The 14,424-nt window shown below is 52.0% G+C and carries 13 protein-coding genes; 9 read left to right on the forward strand and 4 right to left on the reverse strand.

Features of this window, described 5'->3' with window-relative positions:
• Positions 1 to 3: 3 nt before the first annotated feature.
• The 3 genes from LGV68_RS12850 to LGV68_RS12860 form a co-directional block, all read right to left on the reverse strand.
• On the reverse strand, positions 4 to 969 hold the full coding sequence (locus tag LGV68_RS12850) for a TRAP transporter substrate-binding protein (RefSeq protein WP_020328292.1): 966 nt from the start codon (positions 967 to 969) through the stop codon (positions 4 to 6).
• A 20-nt stretch (positions 970 to 989) separates the two neighbouring features.
• The gene (locus LGV68_RS12855; protein WP_032082101.1) at positions 990 to 2,294 is read right to left on the reverse strand and encodes a TRAP transporter large permease; all 1,305 of its coding nucleotides are present in this window, start codon (positions 2,292 to 2,294) and stop codon (positions 990 to 992) included.
• 78 nt (positions 2,295 to 2,372) lie between these two features.
• Entirely contained in the window at positions 2,373 to 2,894 is a 522-nt protein-coding gene (locus tag LGV68_RS12860) for a TRAP transporter small permease (protein WP_020328290.1), read from the reverse strand.
• A gap of 353 nt (positions 2,895 to 3,247) precedes the next feature.
• On the opposite strand from LGV68_RS12860, the gene uxaC reads away from it, so the two are divergent.
• The 3 genes from uxaC to LGV68_RS12875 all read left to right on the forward strand — a co-directional run bounded on the left by uxaC (position 3,248) and on the right by LGV68_RS12875 (position 7,695).
• Positions 3,248 to 4,660, forward strand: a complete 1,413-nt coding sequence (uxaC, locus tag LGV68_RS12865; protein ID WP_222747166.1) for a glucuronate isomerase — start codon at positions 3,248 to 3,250, stop codon at positions 4,658 to 4,660.
• Positions 4,661 to 4,733: 73 nt separating this feature from the next.
• The gene (locus LGV68_RS12870; protein ID WP_289781531.1) at positions 4,734 to 6,197 is read left to right on the forward strand and encodes a tagaturonate reductase; all 1,464 of its coding nucleotides are present in this window, start codon (positions 4,734 to 4,736) and stop codon (positions 6,195 to 6,197) included.
• Between the two features lie 10 nt (positions 6,198 to 6,207).
• Positions 6,208 to 7,695 carry an altronate dehydratase family protein gene (locus LGV68_RS12875; RefSeq protein ID WP_252535367.1) on the forward strand — a complete coding sequence of 496 codons (1,488 nt, stop codon included), beginning with the start codon at positions 6,208 to 6,210 and terminating at the stop codon, positions 7,693 to 7,695.
• Between the two features lie 141 nt (positions 7,696 to 7,836).
• Here the strand turns inward: LGV68_RS12875 and LGV68_RS12880 are convergent, their stop codons facing one another.
• Positions 7,837 to 8,586: a GntR family transcriptional regulator gene (locus LGV68_RS12880; protein ID WP_252535368.1), complete on the reverse strand. Its 750-nt coding sequence runs from the start codon at positions 8,584 to 8,586 to the stop codon at positions 7,837 to 7,839.
• A 196-nt stretch (positions 8,587 to 8,782) separates the two neighbouring features.
• Between LGV68_RS12880 and LGV68_RS12885 the strand changes: the two genes are divergently transcribed.
• The 6 genes from LGV68_RS12885 to LGV68_RS12910 all read left to right on the forward strand — a co-directional run bounded on the left by LGV68_RS12885 (position 8,783) and on the right by LGV68_RS12910 (position 14,120).
• The gene (locus LGV68_RS12885) at positions 8,783 to 9,472 is read left to right on the forward strand and encodes a DNA-3-methyladenine glycosylase I (RefSeq protein ID WP_044362076.1); all 690 of its coding nucleotides are present in this window, start codon (positions 8,783 to 8,785) and stop codon (positions 9,470 to 9,472) included.
• A 186-nt stretch (positions 9,473 to 9,658) separates the two neighbouring features.
• On the forward strand, positions 9,659 to 9,943 hold the full coding sequence (locus tag LGV68_RS12890; RefSeq protein WP_252535371.1) for a PepSY domain-containing protein: 285 nt from the start codon (positions 9,659 to 9,661) through the stop codon (positions 9,941 to 9,943).
• A complete protein-coding gene (locus tag LGV68_RS12895) occupies positions 9,936 to 10,454 on the forward strand; it encodes a cytochrome b/b6 domain-containing protein (protein ID WP_044362077.1) in 519 nt (172 codons plus the stop codon). The genes LGV68_RS12890 and LGV68_RS12895 overlap by 8 nt, the downstream gene beginning before the upstream one ends.
• A gap of 450 nt (positions 10,455 to 10,904) precedes the next feature.
• Positions 10,905 to 11,996 carry a pyruvate dehydrogenase (acetyl-transferring) E1 component subunit alpha gene (gene pdhA / locus LGV68_RS12900; RefSeq protein ID WP_047460743.1) on the forward strand — a complete coding sequence of 364 codons (1,092 nt, stop codon included), beginning with the start codon at positions 10,905 to 10,907 and terminating at the stop codon, positions 11,994 to 11,996.
• A complete protein-coding gene (locus LGV68_RS12905; protein WP_061055789.1) occupies positions 11,989 to 12,972 on the forward strand; it encodes an alpha-ketoacid dehydrogenase subunit beta in 984 nt (327 codons plus the stop codon). The genes pdhA and LGV68_RS12905 overlap by 8 nt, the downstream gene beginning before the upstream one ends.
• Positions 12,969 to 14,120: a dihydrolipoamide acetyltransferase family protein gene (locus LGV68_RS12910; RefSeq protein ID WP_020328274.1), complete on the forward strand. Its 1,152-nt coding sequence runs from the start codon at positions 12,969 to 12,971 to the stop codon at positions 14,118 to 14,120. Before LGV68_RS12905 ends, LGV68_RS12910 begins: the two co-directional genes overlap by 4 nt.
• Positions 14,121 to 14,424 lie beyond the last annotated feature (304 nt).

Here is a 14,424-nt window from a genome sequence, read left to right on the forward strand (position 1 = left end):
TGTTTAGTCGATAGACTGAATCTGATCCAGTAGCGGAACCAAATCCGGGTTGTCCGTTTTGAACTTGTCGTACACAGGTTGCACCGCCGCCTGGAACTTAGCGATATCGCTTTCCACAAACGTGACGTTGTGCTGCTTCAGATCCTGCGTTGCTTTCTCAACGTATTTCGCCCAATTGTCTTCCTGCACTTTCACCGTCTCTTTCGCGGCTGTACGCACGCCTTCACGCTGCTCGTCAGTCAGTGAGTCCCATACGCTGGTTGAAATTACCAGTACGTCCGGCACCATAGTATGGTTGTCGCGCGAGAACACATTCTTCACTTCATAGTGACGTGATGAATAATATGACGGCACGTTGTTCTCTGCCCCATCCACCACGCCCTGCTGCATCGCAGAATATAGCTCGCCGTATGGCAGTGGCACCGGTGTACCACCAAGCGCTTTGATGGTATCGATGGACAGTGCCGAGTTCTGCACGCGAATCTTCAAGCCTTTCAAATCGTCCGGCGTTTTGATGGGTTTGCTGGTGTAGAAGCTGCGTGAACCTGCATCCAGGAACGCAAGGCCGATAAAGCCAGCATCACGTGATGAGGCAAGAATCTCTTCGCCAATCGGACCATTGAGCACCGCATCGTATTGCGCGCGGTCTTTATACAGGTATGGCAGCGACAATAGTTTGTAGTCAGGCGCAAAGGTGTTCAGCGTCGCCGCACTGGCTTTCGTGAACGCCACTGTACCGTTTTGCACCATCTGCAAGCCTTCAGACTCATCGCCCAACGTACCGTTCGGGTACACTTTCACGCGCAGATTGGCCTCTTTTTTCACCTGATCCGCAAAGTACTCCAGCGATTGGTGAACCGGGTGTTCGGTTGGCAGCGCATGTGACAATTTCAGGGTGGCAGCATACACGTTGCTGCCCAGCAGGGTTGATACCGTGCACGCCAAAAGTAGTTTGTTCATCGTTTTCATTTCACAGTCCTATATTGGTTTTAATAGTTATATCCAGCCAGATGCGGCAACCACAAAGATAGAGAAGGGATCAACGTAACAATCGCTAACGTAATGATCATAATGAAGAACAGTGGAATCAGTTTCGGTACCACTTGTCCTAATTTCGTGTCATACACACTACAGCCGACGAACAGCGCCGTGCCGACCGGAGGCGTACAGATACCGATACACAGGTTGAACACCATGATGATGCCAAAGTGAATCGGGTCGATGCCCATCTGCGTTGCGATAGGCAGGAAGATCGGCGTAAAAATCAGCACCGCCGGTGTCATGTCCATAAAGGTGCCGATGATGAGCAGAATGACGTTCATCAGCAGAATGATCATGATTGGGTTATTCGACGCTTCCAGAATGAAATCGGAAATGAACGTCGGGATATCCGCATTCGCCATTGACCACGACATCGCCGATGACGTCGCCACCATCAGCAGTACGATGGAAGTCGTCACCACGCTGTCGACCAGAATCGGGAAGATGTCGCCAGTTTTCAGCTCTTTATACGCAAAACCAAGTAGCAAGCTGTACACCACCGCAATCGCCGAGGCTTCCGTCGCGGTAAAAATACCCGCCAGAATACCGCCCATGATGATCACCACCAGACCAAGGCTTGGCAGCGCATCCAAAATGACTTTGCTGGCTTTTTCGTTGAACTCGTATTTTTCGCGCGGAATGTTGTACTTCGACCCGAGCAGGAAAATGCCCACCATGATGCCGAGCCCCATCAAAATGCCCGGCAGATAACCCGCAATAAACAGGTACTGCACCGAGGTCGAGCTGACCAAGGCGTACAGAATAAGAATGTTGGATGGCGGAATCAGCAAACCCGCCGGGCACGACGATACGTTAATCGCGGTCGAGAAGTCTGCCGGGTATTTGTGCTTATCCTGCAGCGGACGCATGATGCCACCGACGGCCGCAGCAGAAGCGGTAGCCGAGCCTGAAAGCGCACCAAACATCATGTTGGCAATCACGTTCACGTGCGACAGTGCACCCGGAAGGCGGCCACCAAATAACATCGCAAAGTTGATCAGGCGGCTGGCCAGCCCTCCCCGGTTCATCAAGTTGCCAGCGACAATAAAGAACGGCAGCGCTAACAAACCAAAGTTGTTGAGGCCATTGGCCAGTTTTTGCGAAATCAGGATGGAGGTTTTGTCGATCGGGAAATCAACAAACACGGTCAGAAACGCTGCCAGGCCGATTGAGAAAGCAATCGGCACGCCAAGCACCAGCAATACCGCCAACGTTCCGAACAGAACGATCACCGGGAAAATATCGTAAAACATATCCGGCGCGTTCATCAGGAATTCTTGTGAAAATAACAAATCCGTTAATGTCATGATGTCTGTTCCTAACGCGAGACTTTATACGCGGTGATGACTGCGATTTTGGGTCAAAAAATAAATCGCTCTGAAAATATCCAGAACACCAAAATAGGTGATCAGTGCCCCGGAAATAGGCACGACCAAATACACATAGCCAATTAATAAATGTTTTCCGCCAATCACAATGCCCGGAGATATTTGTCCGTTTGCAATCGTTGAGCTCACCAACAAATAACCGCCGTAGATAAAGGCTATCGTTGATAACATCACCACAATCAGGTTGGTCAGAATGGATAGAACATTTCTTCCTTTTTCACCGTATCTTGAGGAAAGCAGTTCCAGCGCCAGATGGCGTCGGATTGAGAAGGTATACGCCCCTCCCAGTACCCCAATCCAAATAAGCAGATAACGTGACAGTTCATCGGTGAAATTGGCCGGGTCATTTAACACAAAACGGGTAAAGACTTGCCAAACCACAGCGATGATCATCACAGCCATAAATAGAGTCAGCAGCAGGCGAAGCCCTCTGTTTATGTACTCATTGATTAACTCAATTATCATTGCGTTTCTCTTCTGGTAACGGCCACACAATATTTATTACTCAAACCAGGGTCTTATCTTTTTTCATTTGTGGGGCCATCATTCTCGTCCTGAAATGCCCTCAATTGGTCTGACTAATTGCAAAACATATATTACATGTCGAAAATAGAAAAAACCAAAACGAGATCAAAAAACACTACTTTTTGTATAACAACTTTCAAAAATCAGATCCCACCGACAAAAACACAATAAGCAACGCCAATAACGTGACTCAGGACACACAATATAGCTCTATAGCCTCGTTAGACTCTTGAACAAGTCGACATCTGATGTATCTTTAAAACCAAATTGGTATAACAACTGAGATTAAGGACATGACCACTTTCCTCTCTGAGAATTTTCTGCTGCATAACGAGTTTGCGCGTCGCCTGTATCACGACGTCGCCGCGGACATGCCTATCATTGATTACCACTGTCACCTACCACCACAACAAGTGGCCGACGACTATCGTTTTCAGAACCTGACCGATATCTGGCTACGTGGCGACCATTACAAATGGCGCGCGATGCGCAGTAACGGTGTGGACGAACGTCTGTGTACTGGTGACGCATCAGACAAAGACAAATTCATGGCCTTTGCCCGCACGGTGCCGTTTACCATCGGTAACCCGATTTACCACTGGACGCACCTCGAATTGCGTCGTCCGTTTGGTATAACAGGCATGGTATTGAATGAAGAGAGCGCCCCGCGCGTTTGGGATCAGTGCAATGAAATGCTGGCCAGCCCAGAGTTCAGTGCGCGCGCGATCATGCAGAAGATGAACGTGGAAATGGTCGGTACCACCGACGATCCGATTGACGATTTGAGCGCGCACAAACGTGTCGCTGAAGATAAAGACTTCCCGGTACAAATGCTGCCAAGCTGGCGTCCGGACAAAGCGTTTAACATCCACCTCGACACCTTCGCCGATTACATGGCAGCGCTGGCCGAAGTGGCAGACGTTGAGATTCATCGCTTTGCCGATTTGTGCCGGGCGCTGGACAAACGCTTGCAACATTTCGCCGATCACGGCTGCTGCGTGACTGACCATGCGCTCGATACGGTGAGCTACGAAGACGCAACCGAGCAAGAGCTCGATGCCATCTTAGCCAAACGCCTTGCAGGCGGCGCAGTGACGCCCTTTGAAACCGCGCAATTTAAAACCGCTGTGCTGGTTTATCTGGGGAAAGAGTACGCCAAACGCGGCTGGGTGCAGCAGTATCACATCGGAGCACTGCGCAACAACAACCAACGCATGTTCAATCTGCTTGGCCCGGACACGGGTTTCGATTCCATCAATGACGGCGAAGTGGCCCTGCCGCTGGCGCGACTGCTGAACGCGCTGGACCGTGACGACGCGCTGCCTAAAACCATTCTTTATTGCTTGAACCCACGCGATAACGAAGTCATTGCGACCATGTGTGGCAACTTCCAGGGCGGCGGCGTGGAAGGCAAGATTCAGTTCGGCTCAGGTTGGTGGTTCAACGATCAAAAAGATGGCATGGAACGTCAGATGACGCAGCTCGCGCAACTGGGCTTGCTGAGCCGTTTTGTCGGCATGCTGACCGACAGTCGCAGCTTCCTTTCTTATACCCGCCACGAATACTTCCGTCGCATTCTGTGCCAGATGATTGGCCAATGGGTGGAGAACGGCGAAGCGCCAGCCGACTTTGATTTGCTGAGCCGCATGGTGTCGGACATCTGCTACCACAACGCAAAAAACTATTTTGGCATCACGCACAAGTGATCCACTTTTGCCACGTTTAAACGCCCGAGATTCGCTGCCCGCCACATGGTTGGGCAGCCCCCAACAGGTACTTATGATGAAACAACTTAATCGCGATACTTTTCCCGGCCCGTCTTATCCGACCAAAATCATTCAGTTTGGTGAGGGCAACTTTCTGCGCGCATTCTTGGACTGGCAAATTGACCAGTTAAACCAACACACCGACTTCAACGCCGGCGTCAGTGTCATTCGCCCAATTGGCGGCGAGTTTCCACCCAGTCTCAATACGCAACATGGCTTGTACACCACGTTGATTCGCGGTCTGGATGAGTCCGGCGAAGCGGTGTCTCAATCGCGCATCATCTATTCAGTCAACGAAGAGTTATCGGCGTACCGCGAATTCGAAACGATTCTGGAACGCGCGAAAAACCCAGACATTGAGTTTGTGTTTTCCAATACCACCGAGGCCGGCATTGCGTTTGTCGACAGCGATCAACTGGGCGATTTGCCCCCCAGCAGCTACCCGGCTAAATTGACCCGCATGTTGTGGGAGCGCTTCAATCACTTTGACGGCGCGCAAGACAAAGGCTGGATCCTCATTCCTTGCGAGCTGATTGATTACAACGGCGAAGCGCTCAAAGCCATCGTGCTGCGTTACATCGACCTTTGGGCTCTACCTGCGGCGTTTCGTGACTGGGTGGAAAGTGCCAATACGTTCTGCTCCACTTTGGTGGATCGCATTGTTACTGGCTATCCGAAAGATGAAGTGGCCGCTTTGGAAGCGGAACTCAATTACCGCGACACCTTTATGGTCAGCGCAGAGAACTTCTACTTGTTCGTGATTCAAGGCCCGCAATGGCTGAATCAAGCCCTGTGTCTTGAGCAACTGAGCGATGAACAGGCACTGAATATCAAAATTGTTGACGAGATCAAGCCATACAAAGAGCGTAAAGTCGCCATTTTGAATGGTGCGCACACCGCGTTAGTGCCGGTGGCGTTTCAGGCTGGCATCGATACGGTGGGCGACAGCATGCAAGACGAGCAGATCGCCGCGTACCTCAAAGCCGTGATGTTTGACGAAATCATTCCGACCTTGTCGTTGCCAAAAGATGAACTGCACGCCTTTGCGCGCGATGTCGAATACCGCTTCAAAAACCCGTACATCAAGCATTTGTTATTGTCGATTGCGCTCAACAGCATGACCAAATTCAAAACGCGTATTCTGCCGCAGTTGCTCACCTACCAGCAGACACAAGGTCAACTGCCGCGTTACCTGAGCTTCGCGCTGGCAGCCCTCATCACCTTCTATCGCGGGCAACGCGCCGAGGGCGAATACGCCCTCGCCGATGACCAGCCTTGGCTCGATTTCTTTGCCAGCGAATGGCCAAAAGTCGAACGGGGCGAAAGCAGCCACCGCGAACTGGTTGACGGCGTATTGAGCAATGCCGCGCACTGGGAAACCGACCTCACCCGCGTTCCGGGGCTGGCAGAATGCGTGACGGCGCACGTTGCACGCATTTGCGCGCAAGGCATGCGAGACGCACTCAGCCGTTGTTAAGGGGAAGCTTGTGAATCCATTACTCAAAATTCATCCGAGCGATAATGTCGCCGTGGCACTGCACGATTTGGACGCAGGGTTGACCGTTGAACTCGATGGTCAACCAATCACGTTGCTGGAAGCCATTCCGCAAGCGCACAAAGTAGCACTGAAGGATTTCGCGCCAAACGATCGGGTGATCAAGTACGGCGCGCCAATTGGTCACGCTTTGGCGCCAATTGCCATCGGGCAACGAGTGTATCAAGACAACATTCGCACCAACCTCAGCGACCTGAACGACTACGACTACCAGCCCGATTTTCAGTCGGTCAGCAGCACACTGGTCAATACGCCAGTGTCGCTCTATCGCCGCGCCAATGGCAGCGTCGGCATTCGCAACGAACTGTGGATCATTCCGACCGTGGGCTGCGTCAATGCCATGGCCAAGATGATGAAAAAGCAGGTCGAAGCCGAGGTGGATCTGTCCCACATCGACGGCATTCAGGTCTTCACCCATCAATATGGCTGCTCGCAACTGGGCAATGACCACAACAACACCAAGGTGCTGTTGCAGAATCTGGTCAAACATCCCAACGCAGGCGGGGTTCTGGTCGTCGGCCTTGGCTGTGAAAACAACCAAGTGAATGCGTTTCGTGACTCGCTCGGCGATTTCGACCCGGAGCGGGTGGAATTCATGATCTGCCAAAAACACGATGATGAAGTGGAAACCGGCGTTGCGCTGATGAAGAAACTGCTCGACAAAATGGCAAGCGATCAACGTGAGCCGGGCTATCTGAGCGAAGTGCGCTTTGGCTTGGAATGCGGCGGCTCAGATGGATTTTCAGGCATCACCGCCAACCCATTGCTGGGGCGTTTCTCCGATTACTTGGTGACACATGGCGGCACCACGGTGCTGACCGAAGTGCCGGAGATGTTTGGCGCCGAACACATCCTCATGAGCCGCTGCGCCGACAAAACCACCTTCGAGCAGACGGTGAAGATGATCAACGATTTCAAACAGTATTTCATCGACCACAAACAACCGATTTACGAGAACCCCTCACCGGGCAACAAAGCGGGTGGCATTTCCACGCTGGAAGAGAAATCACTCGGCTGCACGCAAAAAGCAGGTCGCAGCCAAGTGATGGATGTACTGCGCTATGGCGAGCGGTTATCGAAACCGGGGTTAAATTTGCTCAGCGCGCCGGGTAACGATGCGATTGCCACCTCCGCCTTGGCAATGGCGGGTTGTCACATGGTGCTGTTCAGCACCGGACGCGGCACCCCGTATGGCGGCCCGGTGCCGACCTTGAAACTTGCGACCAACAGCGATTTGGCAAGACGCAAACCACACTGGATCGATTTCAACGCCGGTGCATTGGTTGAAGGCGCCTCGATGGACTTGCTGCTGGAACAATTTGTCGCCAAAGTTGCCGATTTCGTCAATGGCGAGCCGACCCGCAATGAACTGAACGACTTTCGCGAAATCGCGGTGTTCAAGAGCGGAGTGACGTTGTAACTCAAGCAATATAATTAAACCAACAGCAAGACACAGACGCCAATCAGGCAACCCTCGGGTTGCCTGATTTTTTATTGCTGGAACGTTAGTCACCAAATTTTGAGCAATAAAAAGCGAAGCACTTGGCTTCGCTTGAAATCATCAGAATGTCGAAAGCGGGCTTTCGGCAAACAGGAAACGGTCGTAATCGTCGCTCGAACCATCAAACAGCATCTGCTTGGTGTTTTCGATGTGCTGCCACACCGCCTGACGCGCCGCCTGTGGGTCACGCTTGATCAACGCTTTGACGATTTCATCGTGCTCGCTGCACCAACTGCGAATCTTGTTGTCTTCGATGTGTTCGTGCAGCTTCTTCCAGTACGGGTTGTTCTCCCGATGTTTGCACAGCATCTCTGCCACATGCACGACTGCCGAGTTCTGCGTGCAACGGGCAAGCTGAATGTGAAATTCGCTGTCCCAGTAGGAATCGCGGCTGTAATCATCAGATTTGGCTTGCTCTTGGATTTTCATCAGCGCGACCAAATCTTGCTTGGTCGCTTGCGTGGCCGCAAACTCGGCAATGTTGCTTTCAAACAGCTGACGCGCCTGCAGCAGCTCGAATGGGCCGCAGGTGAGCATGAAGCTGGCGTCACCCAATGTCGCACTTGCCTCTGCAATCGGCGTTTCGATAGTGGTGTTGATGACACGAATCCCCGAGCCTTTACGCACTTCGACGTAACCTTCCACTTCCAGCATGATCATCGCTTCGCGAATCACCGTGCGGCTTACTTCCATCTGCTCGGCGATCAAACGCTCGGCTGGCAGCATATCGCCTACCTGGTATACCCCATTGGCAATGTCAGTTTTGAAGCGGTTAGCAATCTTCTGGTAAAGCTTAACGTTCGGTTCCATATCTATCCCACAGCAACTTGTTATACCAATTAGTCTAACATACAGGATAACTGCAAGGCTAAACAAAACTCGGATCGCATTAAATCAATTTTAAACCGCTGGCACATATTGTTTGCTCAACGAATAACCAACCCGTGCCGAACGTAAAATGCTCTGTTAGACTGTTGTTTCTCAAAACAAAAAAGTGGCGCTTCACATGACAATGGAAAAGTTTCAATCAATCTATCAACGTGCCGCCGAGCGTAAAGGCGGAGAAGACCAACTTGAGAGCCTGCTGAAAAAGCCGCTCAGCAAAGCCGAGTTAGCCGCGGTTCCTGAAGATCGCTGGTTATCGGCGTTCAGCATGAAGGTATTTCAGAGTGGCATTTCATGGGATGTGGTGCGTAAGAAGTGGCCCAACTTTGAAGAGCTGTTTTTCCAGTTTCGCATCGAACCTCTGCTGATGCTGTCTGATGAAGTGTGGGAACAGAAAGCTCAGGACCCGAAAATCATTCGCCACTTGGCCAAAGTGATGTCGATTCCCAAGAACGCGCGCATGATCTATGAAGCGCGTCAGGAGCACGGTTCATTCAGTGAGATGGTCGCCAACTGGCCAATTGAACGCATCACCGAATTGTGGGAATACCTGAAAAAGCATGGTGATCGTTTAGGTGGTAACACGGGTCCGTACACGCTGCGCCAAATGGGCGCCGATACCTTTATTCTGTCCGGTGATGTGGAAGCCTACCTGCGCAACACCGGTATTATCGAAGGCGGCAAGAACACCAAACGCTCCATGCAAGCCGCCAACGAAGCGTTTTGCCAATGGCAGCAGGAATCTGGCCGCAGCATCAGTGAAATCAGCCAGATCATTGCCTTCAGCACTGGTGATAACCGCGTGGTGTAACTTTCCCGTAAGCCAGAGTGGACGCAAAGTGGCTCTGGCTTTCTCTTCTTGTGTATTTATCTCTCATCCTTCGACAGCTTGCTTTGTTACCCATAATTATTCAGTCACATTTCTTTCTTAAGTTTCTCTTAAGTGTCTGGAGTCATAGTAGCTCTCAGACAACATCGACAACGTTAAGGAGAAGCTATGTCTGTCATTACACCTCTGCGCACCGGATTACTTGTTGCCGCTATGGCCGTTTCATCTGCGGCGTTTGCAGACCCAACCTGTACCACAGAGCCAGAATCAAGCTGGATGCCTTTTGATCAGGCGAAGCAGCAAGTTTTGGACATGGGCTACAAAATCAAGAAATTCAAAACCACCCAAACCAGCTGTTATGAGTTGTATGGCTACGATGCTGAAAATAAACGCGTCGAAATTTACTTCAACCCTGTCGACATGAGCAAAGTAAAAGAGGAGAAAGATGACTAAACCTTACGTTTGGGACGGCGTCGTTCGTCTGACCCACTGGGTCGTAGCGGCTCTGTTCCTGTCGAACTACTTTCTCACCGAAGCAGGTAGTGAAACGCACGAATGGGTAGGATATTTTGTCCTGGCTGCACTTTCCGTGCGGCTGACCTGGGGGATCATCACCGATTCTCCGGCGAGCCTTTCGGCCTTTAAACCGTCAGTGAATCAGGCGCTATCACACTTAAAAGAAGTCTTGGCAACCAAAGAAGACGAACACATCGGCCATAACCCGGCAGGTGCGGTGATGATTTGGGTCATGTGGCTGGCATTGATTGCAACGGCGTTAACCGGTTGGGCAACCCAGTGGGATATGTTCTGGGGTGAGGACGCGATGAAAGCAGTGCACGAATTCTTCGCCAACCTGACGATGTTTGCTGTCGCTACGCACATTGGTGCCGTGATCTTTATGACCCATTGGGTGAAACGCCCTTACGTCAAAAGCATGCTGCCTCAGCGTGGCCGTGAGAAATAAAATACCGAGAAAAGAGAAAGCAAATGGCTTTCTCTTTTTCATTTCCCCCTGCCAACACAAATTTTTTGTTCCCCATATTTGTGCAAAATTTGATTCCAACATAGTGAATCTTTTCAGAGTTTCCGACCAAGCAACTCAAAAACTGGCATTTTCTGCTACTTTTGGACGAGTGTAAGCTTTCCTTTACTCTCATTCTCCCGTCAATTTCATGCGAATTTTAACAATTTAGTTACACTTACCTTATCCGGTTATACCAAGATTCATCACTAGATAAATGTGGTATTAACAGCAAGATAAAACGCCGTTATCGGAATTCGCAGGACACTATTTCAAAACTGTCCATCACGCTGCCACCTGCGCATTCCTACCCACATTGATCTCGGTATCACCTTTGACGTAACGATGTGAATTGCTGCCATCTCCGATGCGTAGCGTCAAAAGGAGCTTGAGATGAACGTTCAGGCATTACCCATGGAACGATTTATCGACCACCATGGCAATCTGGTTAAGCCGCTTCCCGATTGGGCAGATGTGTCAACGCTGACCGGTTTTTATCGCGATATGCTACTGACCCGAACCTACGATCACAAAGCGGTTGCGCTGCAACGCACTGGCAAACTCGGTACCTATCCGTCCCATTTGGGTGCAGAAGCCATCGGTATTGCCGTGGGTCGGGCACTCAAAGTGGACGATGTGTTTGTTCCCTATTATCGCGATATGCCAGCCATGTGGGCGCGCGGCATCGGCATGGAAAAGAACCTGCAATACTGGGGCGGCGATGAGCGCGGCAGTGATTTCACCCCTGATGAACATTTGCATTGTCGCGACCTGCCGTTTTGCGTGCCGATCGCTACCCAATGCACTCACGCCGTGGGCGTCGCTTCAGCGCTGAAAATTCAGGGCAATCATCAGGCGGCGTTAGTGATGTGTGGTGACGGCGGGACATCGAAAGGCGATTTCCTTGAAGCCATCAACTGCGCGGGCGCGTGGCACATTCCTCTGGTGTTTGTGGTCAACAACAACCAGTGGGCGATTTCCGTCCCGCGCCATCTGCAATGTGCGGCAGATTTCTTGTCTCAGAAAGCGTTGGGCGCCGGGATTCCGGGCCTGACCGTCGATGGCAACGACATTGTGGCCATGTACGATGCGGTGCGCACCAGCCTTGACCGGGCGCGTAAGGGAAAAGGCGCAACCTTAATTGAAGCGGTCAGTTATCGTTTAAGCGACCACACCACCGCCGATGATGCCAGCCGCTATCGCAGTGACGATGAGCTACAACAGGCGTGGCAATTTGAACCGGTTGCCCGGTTGAAAACCTATCTGATGAACAGCGGCGCGTGGACCGAGCAGGACGAAGAGCAGTGGCTCACTCACTGCAAGGAAGTGGTGGAACACGCGGTGCAGTGCTATCTCGATATCACCCCGCAACCGCCTGAAGCCGCGTTCGATTTTCTCTACGAATCGCTCACGCCGGATCTCCACGCGCAGCGTGACGAACTGATCAACAAAGCAATGCGCATGCAGGGAGGCAAACATGGCTGAAATGACCTTAGTTGAAGCTGTCAACCTGGCTTTGCATTATGAGATGGAACACGATCCGAACGTGATTGTGCTCGGCGAAGACGTCGGCGACAACGGCGGTGTATTTCGCGCCACCGTCGGCCTCAAAGACAAATTTGGTTTTAAACGCGTGATCGACACACCGCTCGCTGAAGCGCTGATTGGCGGTGTGGCCGTCGGCATGGCCACCCAAGGCTTACGTCCGGTGGCCGAGTTTCAGTTCCAGGGCTTTGTGTTTCCGGCGATGGAGCATTTGATGTGCCATGCCGCGCGCATACGCAATCGCACCCGTGGCCGCCTGACCTGCCCGGCCGTCTTCCGCGCGCCATTTGGCGGCGGGATACATGCGCCTGAGCACCACTCTGAAAGTGTGGAAGCCCTGTTTGCGCACGTGCCCGGTTTTAAAGTGGTCGTCCCATCTTCCCCTCAGCGTGCCTACGGTTTGCTGCTGGCTGCGATTCGCAGCAACGATCCGGTGATGTTCTTTGAACCGAAACGCATCTATCGCACCGTCAAATCCGATGTCACCGACAACGGTGAAGCCCTGCCACTCGATACCTGCTTTACCCTGCGTAAAGGCCGCGATGTCACGTTGGTCACTTGGGGCGCCTGCGTCGTAGAATCATTACAGGCAGCCAAAACCTTGTCCGCGCAAGGCATTGAAGTGGAGGTGGTCGATTTGGCCAGCATCAAACCGCTCGACATGAACACCATCTTGCGCTCGCTGGAGAAAACCGGGCGTTTGCTGGTGGTGCATGAAGCCAGCAAAACCTGCGGCGTCGGCTCGGAAATTCTGGCGCGCGTGGCGGAGCAGGCGATGTGTCTGCTCAAAGCGCCACCCAAACGTGTCACCGGTATGGACACCATCATGCCCTACTACAAAAATGAAGAGTATTTCATGATTCAGGAACAGGACATCGTGCTGGCTGCGCGAGAGTTAGTGGAGGGTTGGAAATGAAGTCATTTATGTTACCCGACCTCGGTGAGGGGTTAGCCGAATCAGAAATCGTCGAATGGCATGTCAACGTCGGCGATGTGGTCAAAGTCGATCAGGTCGTGCTGACGGTGGAAACCGCCAAAGCCACCGTTGAAGTGCCCGCACCTTACGCGGGTAAAATCGTCAGCCGTCACGGCAATGAAGGCGATGTGATCAACATCGGCAGTCTGCTTCTGGAAATTGAAGAGCTCGACAGCGCTGGCAACGCCATATCCACTACCAAGAAAAAGCAAGACGCGGCGACCGTGGTCGGCAATGTGTCCCACCAGTCACACAATGTGGATGTGGATGACTTCTGGGTGGGCAGCAGCGAGCATGCCAATCCGGCGAAGAAATCACTCTCCGCCCTGCCCTCGGCCCGCTTGCTGGCGCAGCGTCTCGGAGTGGATTTACAGCGTTTACAAGGCACCGGGCCTGATGGTTTGATTGTCGATAGTGATGTGCAGAATGCTGCCGACCAACAGATCCCCGGCACAGAAGTGCTCAAAGGCGCGCGGAGAACCATGGTCAACACCATGACCGAATCGCACCTGCAAGTCGCGGCGGTCACCATCACCGAAGAAGCCCTGCTGACCGAGTGGAAACCGGGCGAAGATATCTCGATTCGCCTAATTCAGGCGATTGTCTACGCCTGCCAGCAAGAGCCGGCGATGAATGCCTGGTTTGATGCCGAAACCATGACCCGCTGCGTGCACAGCACCGTCAACATCGGGATTGCGGTCGACAGCACGCATGGCCTGTATGTGCCGGTCCTGCGCCGCGCGGATGAGTTTGAACCACAAGCCATGCGTGAATGGCTTGATACCACCGTGCAAGGGATTCGCGAACGCAAAATTGGCCGCGAACAGTTGCAACACGCCACCATCACGTTATCCAACTTCGGTGCAATTGCCGGGATCTTTGCGACGCCAGTCGTCTCACCGCCTCAGGTCACCATTGTCGGTGCCGGTCGCATCATCGAAAAAGTGATGATCAAAGACGAGCAATTGATGAACGTGAAAGCGATGCCGCTGTCGATTACCTTCGACCACCGTGCCTGTACAGGTGGTGAAGCGGCCCGCTTTGCCCGCGCGCTGGTGCAGGATCTGCAACGTCCAAGCGCGACTTAAGCAACAGCGAATCTGCTTAACCAAAAACCACCTCTCTCGGAGGTGGTTTTCTTTTGCAGCAACTCATGTGCATGCACAGCCAACATCGACATCCAAACCAAGGGAAAACTCACGCCTAAAACAGACAAATCAGTCAAAAATCACACTGCATGATAAAAACTTGAAAATTCCGGAATTTCACCAATAAAACCCATCAACATTAGGTCAATTTAGCCTAACAATACTGCAATTTCTTTTGAAAGAGTTTGTATTTTGACCATACTTAACATCAAACCTCAATGTTGAGGTGTGCTCGTTAAGGAGC

Origin of the sequence: Vibrio sp. LQ2 (genome assembly GCF_023920125.1) — a bacterium.
GTDB lineage: Bacteria > Pseudomonadota > Gammaproteobacteria > Enterobacterales > Vibrionaceae > Vibrio > Vibrio fluvialis.

Coding starts and splice junctions, on each gene's coding strand:
- LGV68_RS12850 (WP_020328292.1), bottom strand. CDS start 969: ATGAAAACGATGAACAAACTACTTTTGGCGTGCACGGTATCAACCCTG.
- LGV68_RS12855 (WP_032082101.1), bottom strand. CDS start 2,294: ATGTTTTACGATATTTTCCCGGTGATCGTTCTGTTCGGAACGTTGGCG.
- LGV68_RS12860 (WP_020328290.1), bottom strand. CDS start 2,894: ATGATAATTGAGTTAATCAATGAGTACATAAACAGAGGGCTTCGCCTG.
- uxaC (WP_222747166.1), top strand. CDS start 3,248: ATGACCACTTTCCTCTCTGAGAATTTTCTGCTGCATAACGAGTTTGCG.
- LGV68_RS12870 (WP_289781531.1), top strand. CDS start 4,734: ATGATGAAACAACTTAATCGCGATACTTTTCCCGGCCCGTCTTATCCG.
- LGV68_RS12880 (WP_252535368.1), bottom strand. CDS start 8,586: ATGGAACCGAACGTTAAGCTTTACCAGAAGATTGCTAACCGCTTCAAA.
- LGV68_RS12885 (WP_044362076.1), top strand. CDS start 8,783: ATGACAATGGAAAAGTTTCAATCAATCTATCAACGTGCCGCCGAGCGT.
- LGV68_RS12890 (WP_252535371.1), top strand. CDS start 9,659: ATGTCTGTCATTACACCTCTGCGCACCGGATTACTTGTTGCCGCTATG.
- LGV68_RS12895 (WP_044362077.1), top strand. CDS start 9,936: ATGACTAAACCTTACGTTTGGGACGGCGTCGTTCGTCTGACCCACTGG.
- pdhA (WP_047460743.1), top strand. CDS start 10,905: ATGAACGTTCAGGCATTACCCATGGAACGATTTATCGACCACCATGGC.
- LGV68_RS12905 (WP_061055789.1), top strand. CDS start 11,989: ATGGCTGAAATGACCTTAGTTGAAGCTGTCAACCTGGCTTTGCATTAT.
- LGV68_RS12910 (WP_020328274.1), top strand. CDS start 12,969: ATGAAGTCATTTATGTTACCCGACCTCGGTGAGGGGTTAGCCGAATCA.